The 16,414-nt window shown below is 64.8% G+C and carries 12 protein-coding genes; 2 read left to right on the top strand and 10 right to left on the bottom strand.

What is annotated here, in order from left to right; genetic code table 11:
- Positions 1–173 precede the first annotated feature (173 nt).
- The 10 genes from B9Z01_RS07690 to B9Z01_RS07645 all read right to left on the bottom strand — a co-directional run bounded on the left by B9Z01_RS07690 (position 174) and on the right by B9Z01_RS07645 (position 13,942).
- Positions 174–2,579: a polysaccharide biosynthesis tyrosine autokinase gene (locus B9Z01_RS07690; RefSeq protein ID WP_085481638.1), complete on the bottom strand. Its 2,406-nt coding sequence runs from the start codon at positions 2,577–2,579 to the stop codon at positions 174–176.
- Positions 2,580–2,602: 23 nt separating this feature from the next.
- A complete protein-coding gene (locus B9Z01_RS07685; protein WP_085481637.1) occupies positions 2,603–3,802 on the bottom strand; it encodes a polysaccharide biosynthesis/export family protein in 1,200 nt (399 codons plus the stop codon).
- A gap of 35 nt (positions 3,803–3,837) precedes the next feature.
- Positions 3,838–4,791 carry a glycosyltransferase family 2 protein gene (locus tag B9Z01_RS07680; RefSeq protein ID WP_085481636.1) on the bottom strand — a complete coding sequence of 318 codons (954 nt, stop codon included), beginning with the start codon at positions 4,789–4,791 and terminating at the stop codon, positions 3,838–3,840.
- Between the two features lie 2 nt (positions 4,792–4,793).
- Positions 4,794–6,188, bottom strand: a complete 1,395-nt coding sequence (locus B9Z01_RS07675; protein ID WP_085481635.1) for an undecaprenyl-phosphate glucose phosphotransferase — start codon at positions 6,186–6,188, stop codon at positions 4,794–4,796.
- Positions 6,189–6,234: 46 nt separating this feature from the next.
- Positions 6,235–6,969 carry a Crp/Fnr family transcriptional regulator gene (locus B9Z01_RS07670; RefSeq protein WP_085481634.1) on the bottom strand — a complete coding sequence of 245 codons (735 nt, stop codon included), beginning with the start codon at positions 6,967–6,969 and terminating at the stop codon, positions 6,235–6,237.
- A gap of 627 nt (positions 6,970–7,596) precedes the next feature.
- On the bottom strand, positions 7,597–10,206 hold the full coding sequence (locus tag B9Z01_RS07665) for a glycosyl hydrolase 2 galactose-binding domain-containing protein (RefSeq protein ID WP_085481633.1): 2,610 nt from the start codon (positions 10,204–10,206) through the stop codon (positions 7,597–7,599).
- A gap of 57 nt (positions 10,207–10,263) precedes the next feature.
- Complete coding sequence (locus B9Z01_RS07660) at positions 10,264–11,337, bottom strand: DUF1839 family protein (RefSeq protein WP_085481632.1); 1,074 nt, start codon at positions 11,335–11,337, stop codon at positions 10,264–10,266.
- Positions 11,334–12,404, bottom strand: coding sequence for an amino acid--[acyl-carrier-protein] ligase (locus tag B9Z01_RS07655; RefSeq protein WP_085481631.1), 1,071 nt, complete (start codon positions 12,402–12,404; stop codon positions 11,334–11,336). Before B9Z01_RS07655 ends, B9Z01_RS07660 begins: the two co-directional genes overlap by 4 nt.
- Complete coding sequence (locus B9Z01_RS07650; RefSeq protein ID WP_085481630.1) at positions 12,405–13,694, bottom strand: acyl-CoA dehydrogenase family protein; 1,290 nt, start codon at positions 13,692–13,694, stop codon at positions 12,405–12,407.
- On the bottom strand, positions 13,691–13,942 hold the full coding sequence (locus tag B9Z01_RS07645; RefSeq protein WP_085481629.1) for an acyl carrier protein: 252 nt from the start codon (positions 13,940–13,942) through the stop codon (positions 13,691–13,693). Before B9Z01_RS07645 ends, B9Z01_RS07650 begins: the two co-directional genes overlap by 4 nt.
- A gap of 390 nt (positions 13,943–14,332) precedes the next feature.
- Here B9Z01_RS07645 and B9Z01_RS07640 point away from each other — a divergent pair, with 390 nt between their 5' ends.
- Positions 14,333–14,866 (top strand): GNAT family N-acetyltransferase, encoded by a 534-nt coding sequence (locus B9Z01_RS07640; protein WP_085481628.1) that lies wholly within the window; start codon positions 14,333–14,335, stop codon positions 14,864–14,866.
- The gene (locus tag B9Z01_RS07635) at positions 14,866–16,413 is read left to right on the top strand and encodes an O-antigen ligase family protein (protein ID WP_085481627.1); all 1,548 of its coding nucleotides are present in this window, start codon (positions 14,866–14,868) and stop codon (positions 16,411–16,413) included. Before B9Z01_RS07640 ends, B9Z01_RS07635 begins: the two co-directional genes overlap by 1 nt.
- The last annotated feature ends 1 nt before the right edge of the window (position 16,414 follow it).

Raw genomic sequence — 16,414 nt, 5'->3', positions numbered from 1 at the left:
ATTGGCGTTTGCATTTGCATTCGCGTTGCCGGTTTCGCGGCGATTCCGTGCAAGCCGCACATACCGCTGGAAACAAGACGCAAGGCACAAGGCACAAACAAAGCACCTCAAGACAAAAGGGCCGCGCCTCGATCAGGCGCAGCCCTTTCCCGCTACACGACTTCCCCGTTCAACTACTTCGGCGCATGAATATCCGGCGGATCACCGGCCGAATACGTGTACGCATATGCGTAGTCATAGGTGCCCTGGCGGTTATGGCTTTTCACCGGCATCGCATTCATCACGCCGCCGATCACGCGAGCCCGCGCGCGCTTCAATTTCTTCAGCGCTTCGGCGACATGGGTCTCGGTATGAGCGCCTGCGCGCATCACGAGCACCGTCGAGCCGGCGAGATTGGCGATCACCGCGGCGTCGGCCACCGCGAGCAGCGGCGGCGTGTCGACGATCACGAGATCGAATTCCTGTTCGAAGCGCGCAAGCATTTCGCTAAAGCGCGGCGACGTCAGAATCTCCGACGGATTCGGCGGATACGCGCCCGCCGCGATGAAGTGCAAACCGTCCACGCCGGTCGCGCGCGCCACGGTTTCGAAATCGGCCTGGCCCGTCAGCAACTCGGTCAGACCGCCGTTCGGCGAGCGGCCAAGGTATTGCGCGAGCCGGCCGCGCCGCAGATCGGCGTCGATCAGCAGCACGCGCTTGCCCGATTCCGCGATCAGCGTGGCGAGATTCGCGCAGAGGAAGCTCTTGCCGTCCGACGGCGCCGGACTCGTAATCGCGATGATCCGGTTCGGCGCGTCGATCAGCCCGAATTGCAGCGACGCACGCAGGCCGCGCAGGCCTTCCACGGTCATGTCGTACGGATGCGTTTTCACGAGCAGCGGGCGCATCGGCGTCTTGCCCGACGCGATGACGGTCTGCGTGCCGACGGGTACGGCATCTTTACCGGCCTTGAGATCAGCCGCGCGCGAACCCAGCAGGCCCATGACGCCTGAGCGCTCCGCACCCACCGCGGGTACTTCGGTCGGCGTCGAGCGTGGCGCGGGCAGTGCAGCCGCGCGCAGCGCGCTCAGCTGACGGTCGCTGCGCGCCTGTTCCGGGCTGAACGTGATCGAGCCGAAGATCGGCAACTGGAAGCGCCGTTCGACGAACTCGGGATCGGCCACGCCGGTGAAGAACCTGCGGCGGCAGAACGCGAACAGAATGCCGCCGAGAATGCCGAGCATCGTGCCCGCGCCGATGATGAGCGCGGCTTTCGGCCGTACCGGCTGCGACGGCACGAGCGCTTCGTCGATGATATGCACGTTGCCGATCGTGCCCGCGCGCGAGATCGACAGCTCCTGAATTTTGTTCAGGAGAGCGACATAGATTTCCTCGGCGACCTTCGCATCGCGCTGCAACGCGAGCGCATTGCGCTCGGAACTCGGCAGTGTCGTGAAGTGATCTTCGAAGCGCGCTTTCTCACGCGACATTGCCGCGAGCTGCGAGTCGATCTGCTGCACTTCGGGCGCCTCTTCGGTGAAGCGCTGCAGCAACTGCGCGCGCTGGATGCGCAACGCCGCGATCTGCTTCTCGTAGTCGAGCCCACCGGCGAGATAGACACCGGCTTCCTGGGTCGGCTGGAACGAGCCCACTTTCGACTGATACTCGGACAACGCGGTTTCGGTTTTCTTCACTTCGTCGCGCAGACGCGGCAATTCGCTGTTCAGAAAATCGAGCATATGGCTCGCTTCTTCCTGAGCGCGCTCGGTGCGTTGCTTCAGATACGAAGCCGCGACCGCGTTGACGATATCGGTGATCGCGTGCGGATTGGCGCCCGTGTACGACAGTTGCACGACGCCGGTATCGTGGCCTTTTTCCGCGACCTGCAGACTGGTGGAGAGTGCCGCGACCGCGTCGAGCTGGTTGTAGCGCGTCACGTAGAACTCGGTGCCGGACCGCGCGACGAGCGTCTTCACGAACAGCGTGATACCGTTGCCGCTCGCCTGCGTGCCGGCCGTGCCGCTGAGGAGCGTCCCGCCGTTGGTATCGTTCAGTTCGAAGCGGCCCTCGCCGAGCGCGCGCAGGACAAGGCGCGTGCCTTCGAGCGACTTCGGCACCGTGATCGAATCGACCTCGAACTGCTCGCCGCCCCATGCATAGGAACTCATGCCGAACAGCGCGCCGAGCGGGTGCCCCTTGCGCGCGAACAGCGGCGTGATCCGGCCGAGCACCGGCATGGTTCGCGCGGACGTGCTGAAGTTCAGCCGGAACTGATCGACGACCGGCTCGACCACCGCGCGGCTCTTGATGATCTCGATTTCCGCATCGGTGCGCACCGGCGCCGCCGGCAGCATCAGCGAAATCGCCTTCTGGGTCGCCGCGTTGCCGGCGCCGGCCTGCGTGTCGACCTGCAGCAGCGCGTCGGCGGAATAGATCGGCGTGGCGAGTTTCGTGTAGATCACCGCGGCGAGAATCACGCTCGCCGCGATGCCGATCACCCACCAGATCTGCTCCATGACCATGCGCAGCAGGTCGCGCATGACGGCGTCCTCGTCGCTACTGGGCGCGGGCCCGTGGTCCAGCATGTCATACGTACTCATAGCGATACTCCGTCGCAAGCGATTTATCTGGACAACTGCACCGTGTAGAAGAGCGACTCCAGGGTCGGCGTGATCTGTTCGAGTGCGCGGTTAAAGCGCGCCGCGCTCGAGACCTGCACGTACACCACGTCCTTCGGCTGCAGATTGAACTTGGTCATCAGCATCAGCGCGTCGACCTGGGTCATGTCGAGCTGATAGACGTCGGGCGTGAGCGTCTTGTCGGCGCCGCGCACCACGTAGACGAAACGCGGGTCGCCGGTTTTGACGTCGAGGCTGCCCGCGCCGGTCAACGCGTCGGCGAGCGTGAGGCGGCCGCGGTTCATCGGCAGCGAGGTCGGCTTGTTCACTTCACCGAGTACGAACACGCGGCTATTCGAGCGGTCCGGCACGTCGATGATGTCGCCGTCCTTGAGCAGCACGTTCTGCTGCGGGTCGCCGGTTTCGAGCAGCGCGGCGACGTCGACGGTATAGCGCCGGCCGTTGCGCGTCACGCCGACGTTCTGCAGATCCGCATCGGGCAGTGCGCCACCCGCGCGATTGATCGCGTCGAGCACGGTGAGCGGCGAGTCGGTGATCGCTTCCGACGCAGGCGTGCGCAGATTGCCGGTGACCTGCACCGACTGGCTGTTGAAACCCGACACGCGAACGTCGAGTTGAGGATTGCGAATCGTTCGCGAGAGTCCCTTCGTCAGCGCTTCCTGCACCTGCGGTGCGGTCATGCCTAGCACCTTGATGCGGCCCACGCGCGGAAAGAAGATCGTGCCGTTGTTGGCGACGCGCACGGTGAGGCCGCTTTCGCCGCCACCGCTCATGCCTGCTCCGATCGGCGTCGCGCCTTGTGTCTGCGTGGGGCCGGGCGAGGGCGAAGCGCCGTTCGCGCCGGCCGGCAACGGCGGCAGGCTGGCGATGCCGGTGCCGCCGCCCGTCAGCTCAGGGTGATCCCACACGATGATCGTCACCTGATCGCCGACGCCGAGCCGGTACTCGTAGGCGGCGCGCGTTTGCGGAGTCAGGCACGACAGCGGGCAGACGGCGGGCACGGCCGCGGCGCGCTCCTTGCGGAAATAGTCGACGTCGATCATGTGCACTGGAAACTTCTCCGCGGTCTGCTCGGGCGGAGGCGGCGGTTCCAGCCGCTTGGTGTCCAGATATGGTCCGGGCGCCAGCGAGCAGGCGCATAGAGAAGCAGCCGCCAGCCCGGCGGCAATCGTTTTGATAGTCATATAGTGGTCCCCCGAGAAACGGGCGCGTCCAAAAGTCAGCGCACCGCTTCCTGCCAAGCCCCGCGCATCGCGCGTAAACCGACTCGCCATTTGCGAAATGCAAGTGCTACGCCGCCGCGCTCGAATGCCAGCGACAATGCGCGCAGGAACCCCGGGTCCGCGCGATCGCCGATCAGCGTCGAGTAAGCGACGAACGCCCATCGGCCGGGTGGCGTCAGGTGTTCGCACATGATGAGTCGAAGATTGAATGACGCGTTATAGAAAGCCGCGTCGTTGAATTTGAAGCGCTGGTCTTCGTCGCCGCGCTGAGCAGGGAAGTGCTCCACGAGCAGCGATGGGTCGTAGACCAGGGTCCAGCCGCGCTGCCGCACGTCGAGGCTGAAGGCCATCTCGCAGTGAACCTGCGCGCCGGTGCCGCGCAGGCGCGCGTCGAAGCGCAGCGAGCCGATCGCTTCGCGGCGAAACGCCATGTTCACGCCCTTGAGCACCTGGACTTCGCGTGCTTCGCCGTGGCCGATGTGATGGTTGCCGATGGTGCGTCCATACCAGCGCACGAGGCCCACGTGCGGCTTCCTGCCCTGCAGGATGCCGCCGCGCTCGTGCACGATGTCACGGCCGCCGAGGCCGCCGAGCTTCGGCTCTTTCCTGAACGCCTGCGCAATGCGTGCGACCCAGTCGCGATGCGGCGCGGCGTCGTCGTCGGTGAAGCAGAGCACGTTGCCGCTCGCGCTTTCGATGCCGAGGTTGTAGGCGGCCACTACGCCGGGCTTGTGCACGAGCACGACGCAGCGGCGCGGATCGGGCCGGTTCGCTTCGCGCGTGCGCAGCCAGTCGAGGGTGGCGTAATCGTCGTGGCGCGCGATCACGATCACCTCGTCGGCGCGGCGTTCCTGCGCGTCGAGCGCGGCGAGGCAGCGAGCCAGATCGGCGGTGCGCCGGTAAGTGGGCACGATGACGGAGACTTTCAGGATGGGTTCCCGGATTGGCATGATCAGAATGCGTTGCGGCCGACGAAGCCCTTGAAGATCGTGATGAACACGATCTTCATGTCGAACCAGAACGACCAGTTATGGATATAGAAGAGATCGAATTTCACGCGCGCTTCCATCTTTTCCACCTTGGTGGTTGCGCCGCGATAACCGTTGACCTGGGCCCAGCCCGTGATGCCGGGCTTGATCCGGTAACGGTGCATGTAGCCGTACACCTGGTCCTTGTACAGATCGTCGTGTTCGATCGCATGCGGACGCGGACCGACCACCGACATCTGACCGAGCAGCACGTTGAGAAACTGCGGCAGCTCGTCGAGACTCGTGCGGCGCATGAAGCTGCCGAGCTTCGTCACGCGCGTGTCGTTGCGCGTCGCCTGCGTGATCTGGCCGTGTGCTTCCTCGTGCACGGTCATCGAGCGGAACTTGTAGATCCCGAACGGCCGTCCGTCCACGCCCTTGCGGATCTGGCGGAAGAACACCGGTCCCGGCGAGTCGAGCTTGATGCCGATCGCAAGCACGATGAATACCGGTGCGAGCGCAAGCAGTGCGAGCGCCGCGAACAGACGGTCGAACATGAGCTTGGGCCACATCTGCGGCGACGAAAGCGGCGTCGCGCTCAGATTGAGGGTGGGTAAGCCGACGACATCGGTGAGCGCGTGATTGAAGAGCGAGAGGCCGCGCACGTCGGGAATGAAGCGCAGGTTGACGAAGTCGTGTCTGAACGTGCGCGTGAAGCGGTAGATCGTGTGTTCTTCGGAAAGCGGCAGTGCGAGCCACACTTCGTTCACGCGTTCGTCGCGCACCTTGGCGGCGAATGCGTTCAGATCCGTCAGCACCGGCAGGCGGTTCAGACGCGCGTGATAGGCGCGATAAGCGTCGGCGCCTTCTATGCTCGTGTCGAACACGCAGACCGGCTTGAAGCCCGCCTGCGGCGCATGTTCGAGATGCGCGAGCAGCGTGCGCGCGAAGCCGGGTGCGCCGACGATCGCGACGGTGCGCGCGTTCATGCCGCGGCGGCGCAGGTTATGCAGCATCACGTGCACGATGCAGCGGGTCGCGATGATGAGCGCGCCGGAGATCAGCGTCGAATAGCCGAACCACAGTCGCGACACCGCATCCATCCGGTGCAGCGTGAACGCGAGCATGAGCGCGGTGGCGACCACCACGAACCACGCGGCGGCGATTCTCGCGAGCACCGGCGCAAGCGCCTTGCCGCGCCACGTTTCATAAACCCCGAAGGCTGGAAACAGCAGCAGCACGAGGACGCAGTTGAAAGCGATCAGCAGACGCTCGGTATCGGACAATGCGATCGGTGTCGAGAAGCGCATCCAGTGAGCGAGCAGGCCGCCCGCAATCACGAAGAGTGCGTCGAGGCATCGCGCAGTATTTCTGAACATGTTTGAACTACCCCGGTGATCAAACGGTGCAATGCTTATTCGACTTTTATTCCACGGTCTCGGCCTGACGCAGGCGCGGCAGGAGACGATCGAATTCGCGCTTGACGAGGCCATAGCATTCGCAGGCGCGTGCTTCGAGGCCCTTGCGGTCGAGCACTTTGATATGGCCGCGGCTATGGTGAATCAGGCCTTCGTCGTGCAGCTTGCCGGCCGCTTCGGTGATGCCTTCGCGGCGTACGCCGAGCATGTCGGCGATCAGTTGCTGCGTGACCGTCAGATCGTTCGAGGCGACGCGATCGACTTCGATCAGGAGCCAGCGGCACAGTTGCTTGTTCAGCGAGTGGTGGCGATTGCACGCTGCCGTTTGCGCGACCTGCGTGAGCAGCGCGTGCATATACAGCAGCATGAGACGGCGCAGGAAGTCGGAGCGTGTGAACTGCTGCTTGAGCGCCTGTGCGCTCATGCGGTAGGCGAAGCCGGCGCATTGCACCTGCACGCGGTTCGGCATCGTTTCGCCACCGGTGAGCACCGGCACGCCGGTCATCCCTTCGCGGCCGACTGCGGCGATTTCGACGGAGCTGCCGTCTTCCATCGTCGAGAGCATCGAGATGATCGCGGTGGTGGGGAAGTAGACGTGATGAATGCGCTGACCCGAATCGCACAGCAACTGCTCGGTACGCAGATGAACCAGTTCAAGATGTGGAGCTAGCGCCTGCCATTCGTGCGACGGCAGTGCGCCAAGCAAATGGTTACCGTGCAAATCGGATTGAAGTGTCAACATGATCGGTCCTCGCGTGAAAGTCGCGTCTCGCACGACTTTCTGTTTCTTTGATCCGATGCCTGCATCCCCGGAACATGCTGCCCTGATGAGCAGCGATGGACGAGCAGGATCGGCCCCGTATTTGGCCTTTGCGCCGTAGCCCTTCTTTTGGCTCTCGTTTGCAGCGGCGCTGAGTTGCGATTACCTATTAGCGAGGACCGTGCCAACCTTGGGGAAAACACGTGCTGATGCGGCGCAGCGAACATAGCCTTAGCGGGCCGCGAACCCGAAAGCGGCTTTTTGTTTCAAATCTGTACACCCCCCCTCTCAGGGGATGCAAGGCATGAGAGTTTCCCGTTTGACGCAATTCCTTGATACGACAGGGCTTTAGCGTGTTGACGGGGGTCCCGGCGAGACTGTCGCAGAATTGAACTTGCCGTCGCATGCACGTTTTGATGCGCTTTTTGTAAAGTGCCGAAATTGATTCAGAAGTGTTAAATGCGATGCGTGCGCTGCCGCACGGAGAGCCCTTTGGAAGCTGGAACAGTCGCGCAAAAGCCAACAGTGATTTAACAGATCAGACAGTTGGATTCGCGCAATGCGAGGTTTTATGCGCGTCTCAAAGGTGCGACTAGTTCACAATGACCACTAGCCGTAGAAGATGGCGGATAACGCATTGATTGCGCGCACCTCGCCTGCGGGTGACGCGTATGTTTCATCGGCGTTAATCTCCGCGCTCGCTGCACGCGCAACCATTTCACCGGTGGATGCACGCGCCGACAGAGGAATCAGCGGAACGATACACGGACGATTCGGCGCGAGATGAAACCAGTCGCGCGCGGCCCGGTAGTGCGGGTCAATGATATGAACGAAGCGCGCAAAGCGCTTCGCTTCGATGACGAGCTGCCAGCCGCCATCACTGCCGCGCTCGGCGGCAATCGTCAGACCGAGATCGTGACGCTCGTGAACGCGCCGCTCAGGCAGATGAAACGCCTCCGAAACGACCTGGCCCGCCGCATCGCGCAGCGTTGCGATCGTGACGTCATGCGCGCGCGGGCCGAAACGGTACGCGTGCGTGAAGTCGAAGAACTGGCCGAGGCACGCGGCCGCGCTCACGCGCTTTACGCTATGCGGCTCAAGCTCGACCGCGCAACTCGCGGAGATCACTTTGACGCTGCCCTCGCGCAGACAGACGAGTTCGAGTTGTCCGCAAAACGTTTGCGCGCGCTCGTTGATCAGATGGATATCGAGGCCGTTGAGGCCTTCGTCGGTCATCACGACCTGTAGCGGCTGCAGCGCGTTGGCGAGGCCGTGCAGCGCGCTCTTGGGCCGTCCTGTTGCGTCGATCAAGCCCCAGCCCGCGCCCGGGCGCAGATCCTGTAGTTGCCAGACGAGGCCGCCGCCGCACGACGACCCCGCGCGCCGCCATTCGGCGAACACGTCGCCCATCAGTTCGGCCACCACCGCGCGCGAGAGCTCCAGATAGCGCGCCGGGTCGTCGTAACGCAGCCGAGCCGGCTCGACGCCGTAAAGCGTTTGCAGATAATGGTCGCGCACGTCGTCGAAATCCCAGCCTGCGCCCGGGTCTCGTGGCACGGCGGCTTTCCAGCGCGGATCGTGCAGATGGATCGTGCCGAGTGCGTCGTTCAGGGTCACGTCGTCGGGGACGTTTGCAAACGCGAGGCATTCGGCCGCAAAGCGCACCTGCGAGCGGCGCACGTCGTCGAGCGGACGCTGATACGCGCCCACGCCGTAATAGTGGGTGACGCCCTCGTTAGTCGAAAACGGCCAGGCGCCGCCCGAGGGAGAGTTGCTCACGTACGGCACATCGGCGCGTTCGCGCATGGCCACGGCGGGCAATAGTTCGGTGAAGAGCGGCTGCGCGCGCATCGAAGCGGGCAACCCGAACATGGCTGCCTGCTGATCGACTTCGCTGCCACCGCACAGCACGGCAAGCGCCGCGAAACGTCGTGTGCGCGTAAGGAACTGACTCGCCTCGCGCTCGATCAGCGCACTGAACGCGGCGTCGTTCGGGTAGTCGAAATTCGCCAACGCGAAGTCCTGCCAGACAAGCAGGCCGTATTCGTCGGCGAGTGCATAAAACATATCGGACTCGTACAGCATCGTGCCGCCGACGCGCAGCATGTTCATGCCCGCGGCGCGCGCAAGCTCGAATGTGTGACGCAATTGCGCTTCGCTGCCCGCGAGCGTGACGAGATCGGCGCTCGTCCAGCACGCGCCGCGGCAGAATACGGGCACGCCGTTCACGCGCAGCGCGAAGCCCGCGCCGTCGGCGCCGCGCTCCACTTCGACGCTGCGAAAGCCGATCGAACCCAGGGAGTGAGAGACGACACTGCCGTCATCGAGCCGCAACGTCAGAGGATATAAAGTGGGCTCGCCATGCGTATGCGGCCACCAGCGCTTCGCGTGCGGTACGCGCACGCTGCCGGTCAATGTATAGGCATCGTGCCATTGCAAAGACGAAACAGAGTCTGCGCATTCAAATGTCGCGCGACAGGTAGCCGTATCGTGCGGTTGCAGGAAACGTAACGTCAGCGAAACAACACCATCGTCGTGATCGAGACGGCTCGCGAGATCGAGCGTATCGAATGCGTGCGGCGCGTCGCTGAGTAATTCGATAGGGCGCCACGGACCGACCGCCTGGATCGACGGACACCAGCCCGGCATATGACCCAGCAGTGTGGTTCGCACATTGCGTAACGTCGGCGGCGAGACGAGCCGCGGCCGCCAGCGCGCGCGCGAACGTTTTGCCGCCAACGCTGGCGTCAGGGAGCGAAAACACAGCGCGAGCGTCGCGCTACCATCGAGGTCGATGTCGAGATCGTGCGCGACGAACATCGAAGCGGAGTCGAGACGCTTCACGTCATCGAGCCAGACTTCGGCGAGCGTCGCGAGTCCATGCAGACGCAGGCGGCGGCGCCCGGTGCCCGTGAGCGTGACGCGATACCAGTGATCGTCGAAGGCGAGCGGCGGCGGGTGATCGATATCGAGCAGGCCCGCTGCGCGGCGCGCACCGGCCACGGTGCCGGGCACCTGCGCGGCCAGCCAGCCATGTCCGGGCGAGGCAGCGTTCAGACCGGCAGGCAGATCGGCTGGTGAAGCGCACGCGAACGGCGGCGTGCTGATGCATTCCCAACCGGTGTCGACCGGTTGCGGCCATAGCGAGACGTGGGCGGCCGCGAGCGGGCGGCCGGCGCCACCTTCGTCAGCCGCCGGGTCGAGCGTCAATACATCCACGGCGAGTTCCTGGGAAATCCGCGCGGCGCAAGGTGCGAAGTGCGCGCGTCTGGTGTGTCAACGCACGAGCGCAGCGAGCGGCGGCAGCGTTTTTTCATAAGCGCTTTCGAGCACGTCGAAGCAGTCTTCGCACGCGTCGCGACGTCCGCGCGCGATGGCGCGAACGAGCCTGAACTGCATCACCATCGACTCCGACGCGATACGTTGCGCCGCGGCCGGAATCTCCGGCGGAATCTCGAAGCCTTGCGCGATCAGCCACAGCAGATACTTGGAGAGAAACTCGAAGTTCGCGCCGAGCTGACGCATCAGATTGAACGCGTAGAGGTGGAAGTACGCCTCGCCGTGTTCGAATAGCGTGTCGAGATGCGCGGGAAACGCGGCACGCCATTGCGAAATCGGATTGATGAGCGGACGCCGCTCGAGATGCGCGCACAACAGTTCCGCCGAGGCTTCCGCGAGCGCGAGGCCTTCGAGCGCGGGCCGCGCCTGCTTGGCGAACTCGACGTACGGGAACAGCACATCGGGTTGCGCGGCGAAATGCGGCAGCTTGCGCAACACGCCGTCGTAGTCCTCGCCTTCGAGCTGATAGTAGCCAGCGTTATGAAAATAGCCGATGCGGCGTGCGGCGATATCGATGGAATCGATGCCGATCGTAGTCTTCGTATGCTGGCTGCGATACGCGGTCGCACGCGTATCGGGCAGGTAATAGCTGTCCACTTCGAGAAGCACCGTATGACCGCGCAGCGCCTGCGTGAGCACGCGCGTTTCGAGCGAGTCGTAGATCGCGAGTTCCTGCACCTGCGTGCCGTACAGATGTTCGAGGTCTTCGAGCGGAAACTTGAAGAAGGTGAACTGATCGCCCTCGAAATCCTGCGTCACAGTAAAGGCGAGCGCCGCGCGCGGCTCGAGCCCGAAACCATGCAGCAGTTCGATCCACAGATCGACGTAGCAGTTGGTCTCCTGCCACACGCGCTCGCCCTGATGCAGCGCGTGCGGCACGTGCTCGCGCAACCGCGCGCGAGCGCCTGGCAGGACCGCGCTGCCCGGAGGCAAGGACAGGCCTGCGGGGCGCCGCGGCAGTTGCTGCGCCGCGAACGCCCCGGCCGCCGCCGGTGTCGGCAACGGATTCATGCACCGTCCCCGGCGGCAGCCGGGGCCTGCATGGTCTGCATCGCCTGCGCGATGCGCGTTCCGGTGTCGCCCCACAGCAGCGCGCGCACGTCGTCGGGCCAGGCGTTCACGTCGAGCCCATGATGACGGAACAGCGCGAGCGTGATGCGTTCCATGCCGAAGCCGACACAGCCGGTATGCGCGACGGCGCCGTCTTCGCAGGGGATCTTCCAGAGCGCGCCGAAGTGGTCCATGTGATAGTTGAACGACAGGCAGGCCGTCTTGCCGCGCGGATCGGCGACCGGAATCAGCAGCTCGAACTTGAGCGCCTGGGCGCGCTGGCTGTCGGCGACGATCTTGCCGCCGCGGCCGAAGAACGGATCGTTCGCGAGATCGATCTCGACGGGCAACTGCAGCAGCTTGACGAGCAGCGAGCCGCGTTCGATCCACATCTGGCGGAACGCCATCACCTGCTCGGGGCTGCCGAGCCGCACGTATTCGCGCATGCGGAACATCTGCATGCGGCCCGGATCGAGCGAGGGCTCATGGCGGAAGCAGTACGACAGCACATCGACCGTACGGCCGCCGGCGGGCAGCGCGCCGCGCCGCGCCATCACCGGATAGATCGGATAGCAGGCGGCCGGCGTCAGCACGATGCGTGTCGGTTTCTGCTGCTCCATCCATGCGTCGCTGCGATCGTCGTCGCGCTCGGCCATCGCGTCGTCGAGCGCGGTTAGCAGGCGGCGATGGCCCATGTCGTTGCCGCAGAACGAATGGATCGTGCCTGCGAGATGCGGGAAGCTCTTCAGATACTCGCTGTCCTCGAAGTCGGTGCGGCGCATCGCGGGCGGAAAGCGCAGTACTTCGGGTTCCTGATCGCGTCCCAGATGCGTGATCGCCGTGTTCAGACCTTCCAGCACGTCCTCGAAAATCTGACTGCGGCCATAGAGGCCGTTTTCGCCGGTATCGATCAGCAGGCCGGCGGCCAGCATCTCGTCGCGCAGCGTGAGCGACGACTCCACTGTGGGGCTCGCTTCGGCGGCGGCAGTGGCGGCAGCGGCAGCGGCGGTATCGGTCATCATGTTCATTCAGGATCTCCCCGGAGTGGCAGGACGTTGCGCGAGCAACAGGCTCGCGGTGTTCTGCGCAATACGATCGTTGTTAATCATCAAAGGCGCGGAGTGCAGGTCGCGCAGATGGCGCCCGACGCTGTACGGCGTGCCGTTCTTGTAACCCGCCATGCCGCAGATCATCAGCACTTCATGGACGACCTGCAGCGCGGTGTTCGAGATGCTGGTTTTCAGCGTGTTCATGTCCGACGCGAAGCCGAGCTGGGCCGCGAGCGGCGTGTCGGGCTGCGGACCGGCGTCGCATGCCTGACGCGCCTGATGGCTCTGATACGCGAGATGCGCGGCGCCGAGCGCAACCGACAGGCGCGCCTGCATCATCTGCAGCAGGCCCACCGCTTCGGCGAGGCGCAGGCCCGACGGCGGCATCGTGCCGGGCTTCGAGCGCGCCTGGGCGCGGAAGAAGGCCTTCGCGCGATCGACCGCATTGACCGCGATGCCGGTCCAGACCGAGGCCCACAGCGTGTGCGAGACCGGCAGCATGGTCTGGTCGGCGATTTCGGCAAACGGTGTCGCGAGAATCTGTTCGGCCGCGCCCGTGGCGACGAGGCGAAAGCCCTCGCTGCAGGTGCCGCGCATGCCCATGGAATCCCAGCCGCCGCGCTTTTCGAGCTGGGTCTCGCCGCGCAACACGACGATCAGCACCTGGTCCGAGGCGCTCGACTCCGCGGTGCGCCGTGCCGTGACGAGAATGCCGTCCGCGTAAGCGCCATACGAGATCGTCGGTGCGAGCTTTTCGATCCGAAAGCGCGCACCATCGAGCTCGACTGCGCACGCGCTCGTGCGCATGTTGCCGCCGATGGTTTCCTCGGACGTCGCCGATGCGAGCAGCCATTGCTGCTCGACCAGTTGCGCGAGCAGCTGCGCTTGCCATGCCGAGTCGCCGCGATGCGCGTCGATGCACGCAACCTCGATCTGATGCATCGCGTAGATCATCGCGGTCGAGGCGCAGCCCTGAGCGAGCGTTTCGCAGATCGCGCCGATGTCGGCGAGCGAGAGCCCCGCGCCGCCGAATGCGGCGGGCACCATCGCCGAGAGCAAACGTTCGCGCTTGAGCGCTTCGAATGCTTCAGCGGGGAAGCGTGCTTCGCGGTCCACCGCATCGGCGTATTGCGCGGCGATGGCGGCGCAACGATGCGCCGCTGCGCGCCATTCGGGTTCGGGGCCGAGCGCCGTGAGCGCCACCGTGCAGGCCGCTGCGCCGCCTCCGGCCTGCGCGGCCGTGGCCGCGTCCAGCAGCGGGGCGCTCATGCTGCCGCCTTCGCCTGTTGTAGTTCGGTGATCGCCGCGGCCATCGAGTCGATGCTCGAAAAGAGCCGGCGCGTGAGCATGCGGTCCGGAATCTCAACGTCGAATTCGTCTTCCATCGCGAGCATCAGATGCACGGTCGCGAGCGAGGAAAGGCCTGCGGCGTAGAGGTCGGCGTCATCGGCGAGGCCGTCCACCGGCACTTCCAGGCGGGCGGCTTCGGAAAGGATGCGTCTCAATGCGGTTTTCATCATGGTGCGGTCCCCCTTGAGGTTCAACGTTCAACTGAATGGCCCTGACGTAAAACGATCGTCGGTGGTCTTGTTTCGTGTTTCTTGTTTCGTATTGGATCGGTCCGGTCTGCTTCATCGCGGCATGGCGCGAGCGAACTCATGCGCATCGCCGTCATGTGCCCGCGGCGCCCATGGGTCGCTTGCGATGAGGGCGCACGGTGATGCCGCGCTCCGATGACCGCTATTTAAGAATTGTCAAAGCCCAGCGTCAGTGCGATGCCGCACGGAAACACGCGTTTTGCGGACGTACCGTGTAGCCCATGACAAGGAGCCGTCGTGTCGAGCCATGCCGTCGGGCGTGGCGCTCGCTGCCGGCCCCGCCGAACCTGTTGACCGCCGGGGAGCGTGATGAACTGGAAAACGCTGGAATTCGATCAGCTGTCTGCACGTGAGTTGTATGTTGTGCTGCGAGCGCGCAGCGCGGTGTTCGTCGTCGAACAGTCGCACGTGTGCCTCGATGCCGATGGCCGCGACGAACACGCGTTGCACGTGTTCGCTACCGAGGACATGGCGCGGCCCATGCCGATCCTCGCCTATGCGCGCGTGCAGCCCGGCGATGCGGAAGATCCGGAAATCACGATCGACAAGGTGCTCACGAGCCCGCTGCGGCGTGGCGACGGCACCGCCGAGCTGCTGATCGAGCGCGTGCTCGACGCGGTCTCCGAACGCTGGCCGGGACGCGCCGCGCGCGTGAGCGCGCCGCTCGGCCTGCGCGGCTTCTACGAGCAGTTCGGCTTTCGCAAGACGGAGGGGCCGTACCTCGAACATGGCGTGGCGTTCATCGGACTCACGCGCCAGGGGCACGGCGGCCAGCCGCGCGTCAACTCGCGGCGGCGCGCGCGCAACGGCGCGTCGTTCGTCGATACCTTCGAGTTGCTGTGATGTCGCGCATGCTTGTGACACCGTCGAGCGCGCAGGTGCGCCTGCCGATGCCCGCGCGCGCCAGTGCGGCGGCAGAGCCAGCCCGGGCCGCGAAGTTCGCCGCAGCGAAGCCCGTGGCCGGCGTGCGCGCGCAGGGCCTTCGTCATCCGTTGCGCCTGCCGCTGCTGCTGTTCGGCGCGACGCTCGCGCTGATCCTGCTGCATCAGGGCCATCTTGCCGAATACCTGTTTCCGCTCGGCGCATTCGCCGTCGCGCTCGTGCTGTACCTGCGCTCGCCCGCGCATTACCTCGGCTTCGTCTGCTGGCTCTTTTTCCTTGCACCCGAGGTGCGGCGGCTCGCGGATTTCGCCAACGGCTCGTTCAACCAGCAGAGCCTCATCATGATCGCGCCGCTCGCCGCGGTTGCGCTCACGGGCCTGACCTTGCTCAAGCATATGTCGAAGCTCGGCCAGCGGCGCGCCGCTCCGCTCGTGCTGATCGTGGCCGCGCTGCTGTACGCGTTCGTGATCGGGTTCGCGCAGGTCGGGCCGGGGGCCGCGATCTATGCGCTGATCACGTGGCTCTATCCGGTGATGGTCGCGTTCTATCTGGTGGTCACGTGGCGCCACTATCCCGACTATCACCGCGTGCTGCTGAAGACCTTCATTTACGGCGGACTGCTGATGAGCGTGTATGGCCTCGTCGAATTCGTTGCGCCGATGCCATGGGACGCGTTCTGGCTGATCGCCTCGAAGATGGCCTCCGAAGGGCATCCCGTGCCGTTCGGCATGCGCGTGAGCAGCACGATGAATTCCAGCGGCCCGTTCGCGGTCACGCTGATGGCGATCCTGCTGATGTCGTTCGCGGCGCGCGGCAAGATGCGCATCGTGCTCGGCTGCGTCGGCGTGCCGGTGCTGCTGTTCACGAGTGTGCGCAGCGCGTGGGGGGGCTTCGCCGTCGCGCTCGTCTATCTGTTCCTGATGTTGAACGGCAGGAACCGCCTGCGGCTTCTCGCCGGGGCGATCGGACTCGCGGTGATGGCGACGCCGCTCATGATGATCGATCAGATCGCGGCGCCGGTGATCGCGCGTTTCGACACCATGCAGAACATCGGTCAGGACACCAGCTATCAGGCGCGCACCGAGTTCTACAAGACCTTCTTCTCGTCGGCGCTCTCCAACATCGCGGGGGAGGGCCTCGGCACCACAGGGCTCGGCACCAAGCTCTCGGACAACTCCGCGGCGCCGGCCATGCTCGACTTCGACAGCGGCCTCATGGAAGTGCCGTTCGTGATGGGCTGGCCCGGCACGCTGCTCTACGTGAGCGGCGTGCTGATGATGCTGTGGCGCGCGTTTCGCGCGAGCCGTCAGCGGCCCGGCGACCTGCTCGCGAATGCCGGCGTGGGCGTGGCGGTCTCGATCGTCACGATGATGGTTTTCGTCAACACGCTCACGTCGGTCTCGGGGATGTTCTTCTTTATCTGCGCGACGCTGCCGGTGATTTCGCTGCGCTACGCGCGCGAAGGCCGCGACACGTCCCGCATGGTTCCCTCGCGCAACGCGGGATAAG

Origin of the sequence: Paraburkholderia susongensis (assembly GCF_900177725.1) — a bacterium.
In the GTDB taxonomy this organism is placed as follows: domain Bacteria; phylum Pseudomonadota; class Gammaproteobacteria; order Burkholderiales; family Burkholderiaceae; genus Paraburkholderia; species Paraburkholderia susongensis.
Note: the sequence above shows the minus strand (reverse complement) of the source record. Positions and strands in the feature narration are given on the sequence as shown.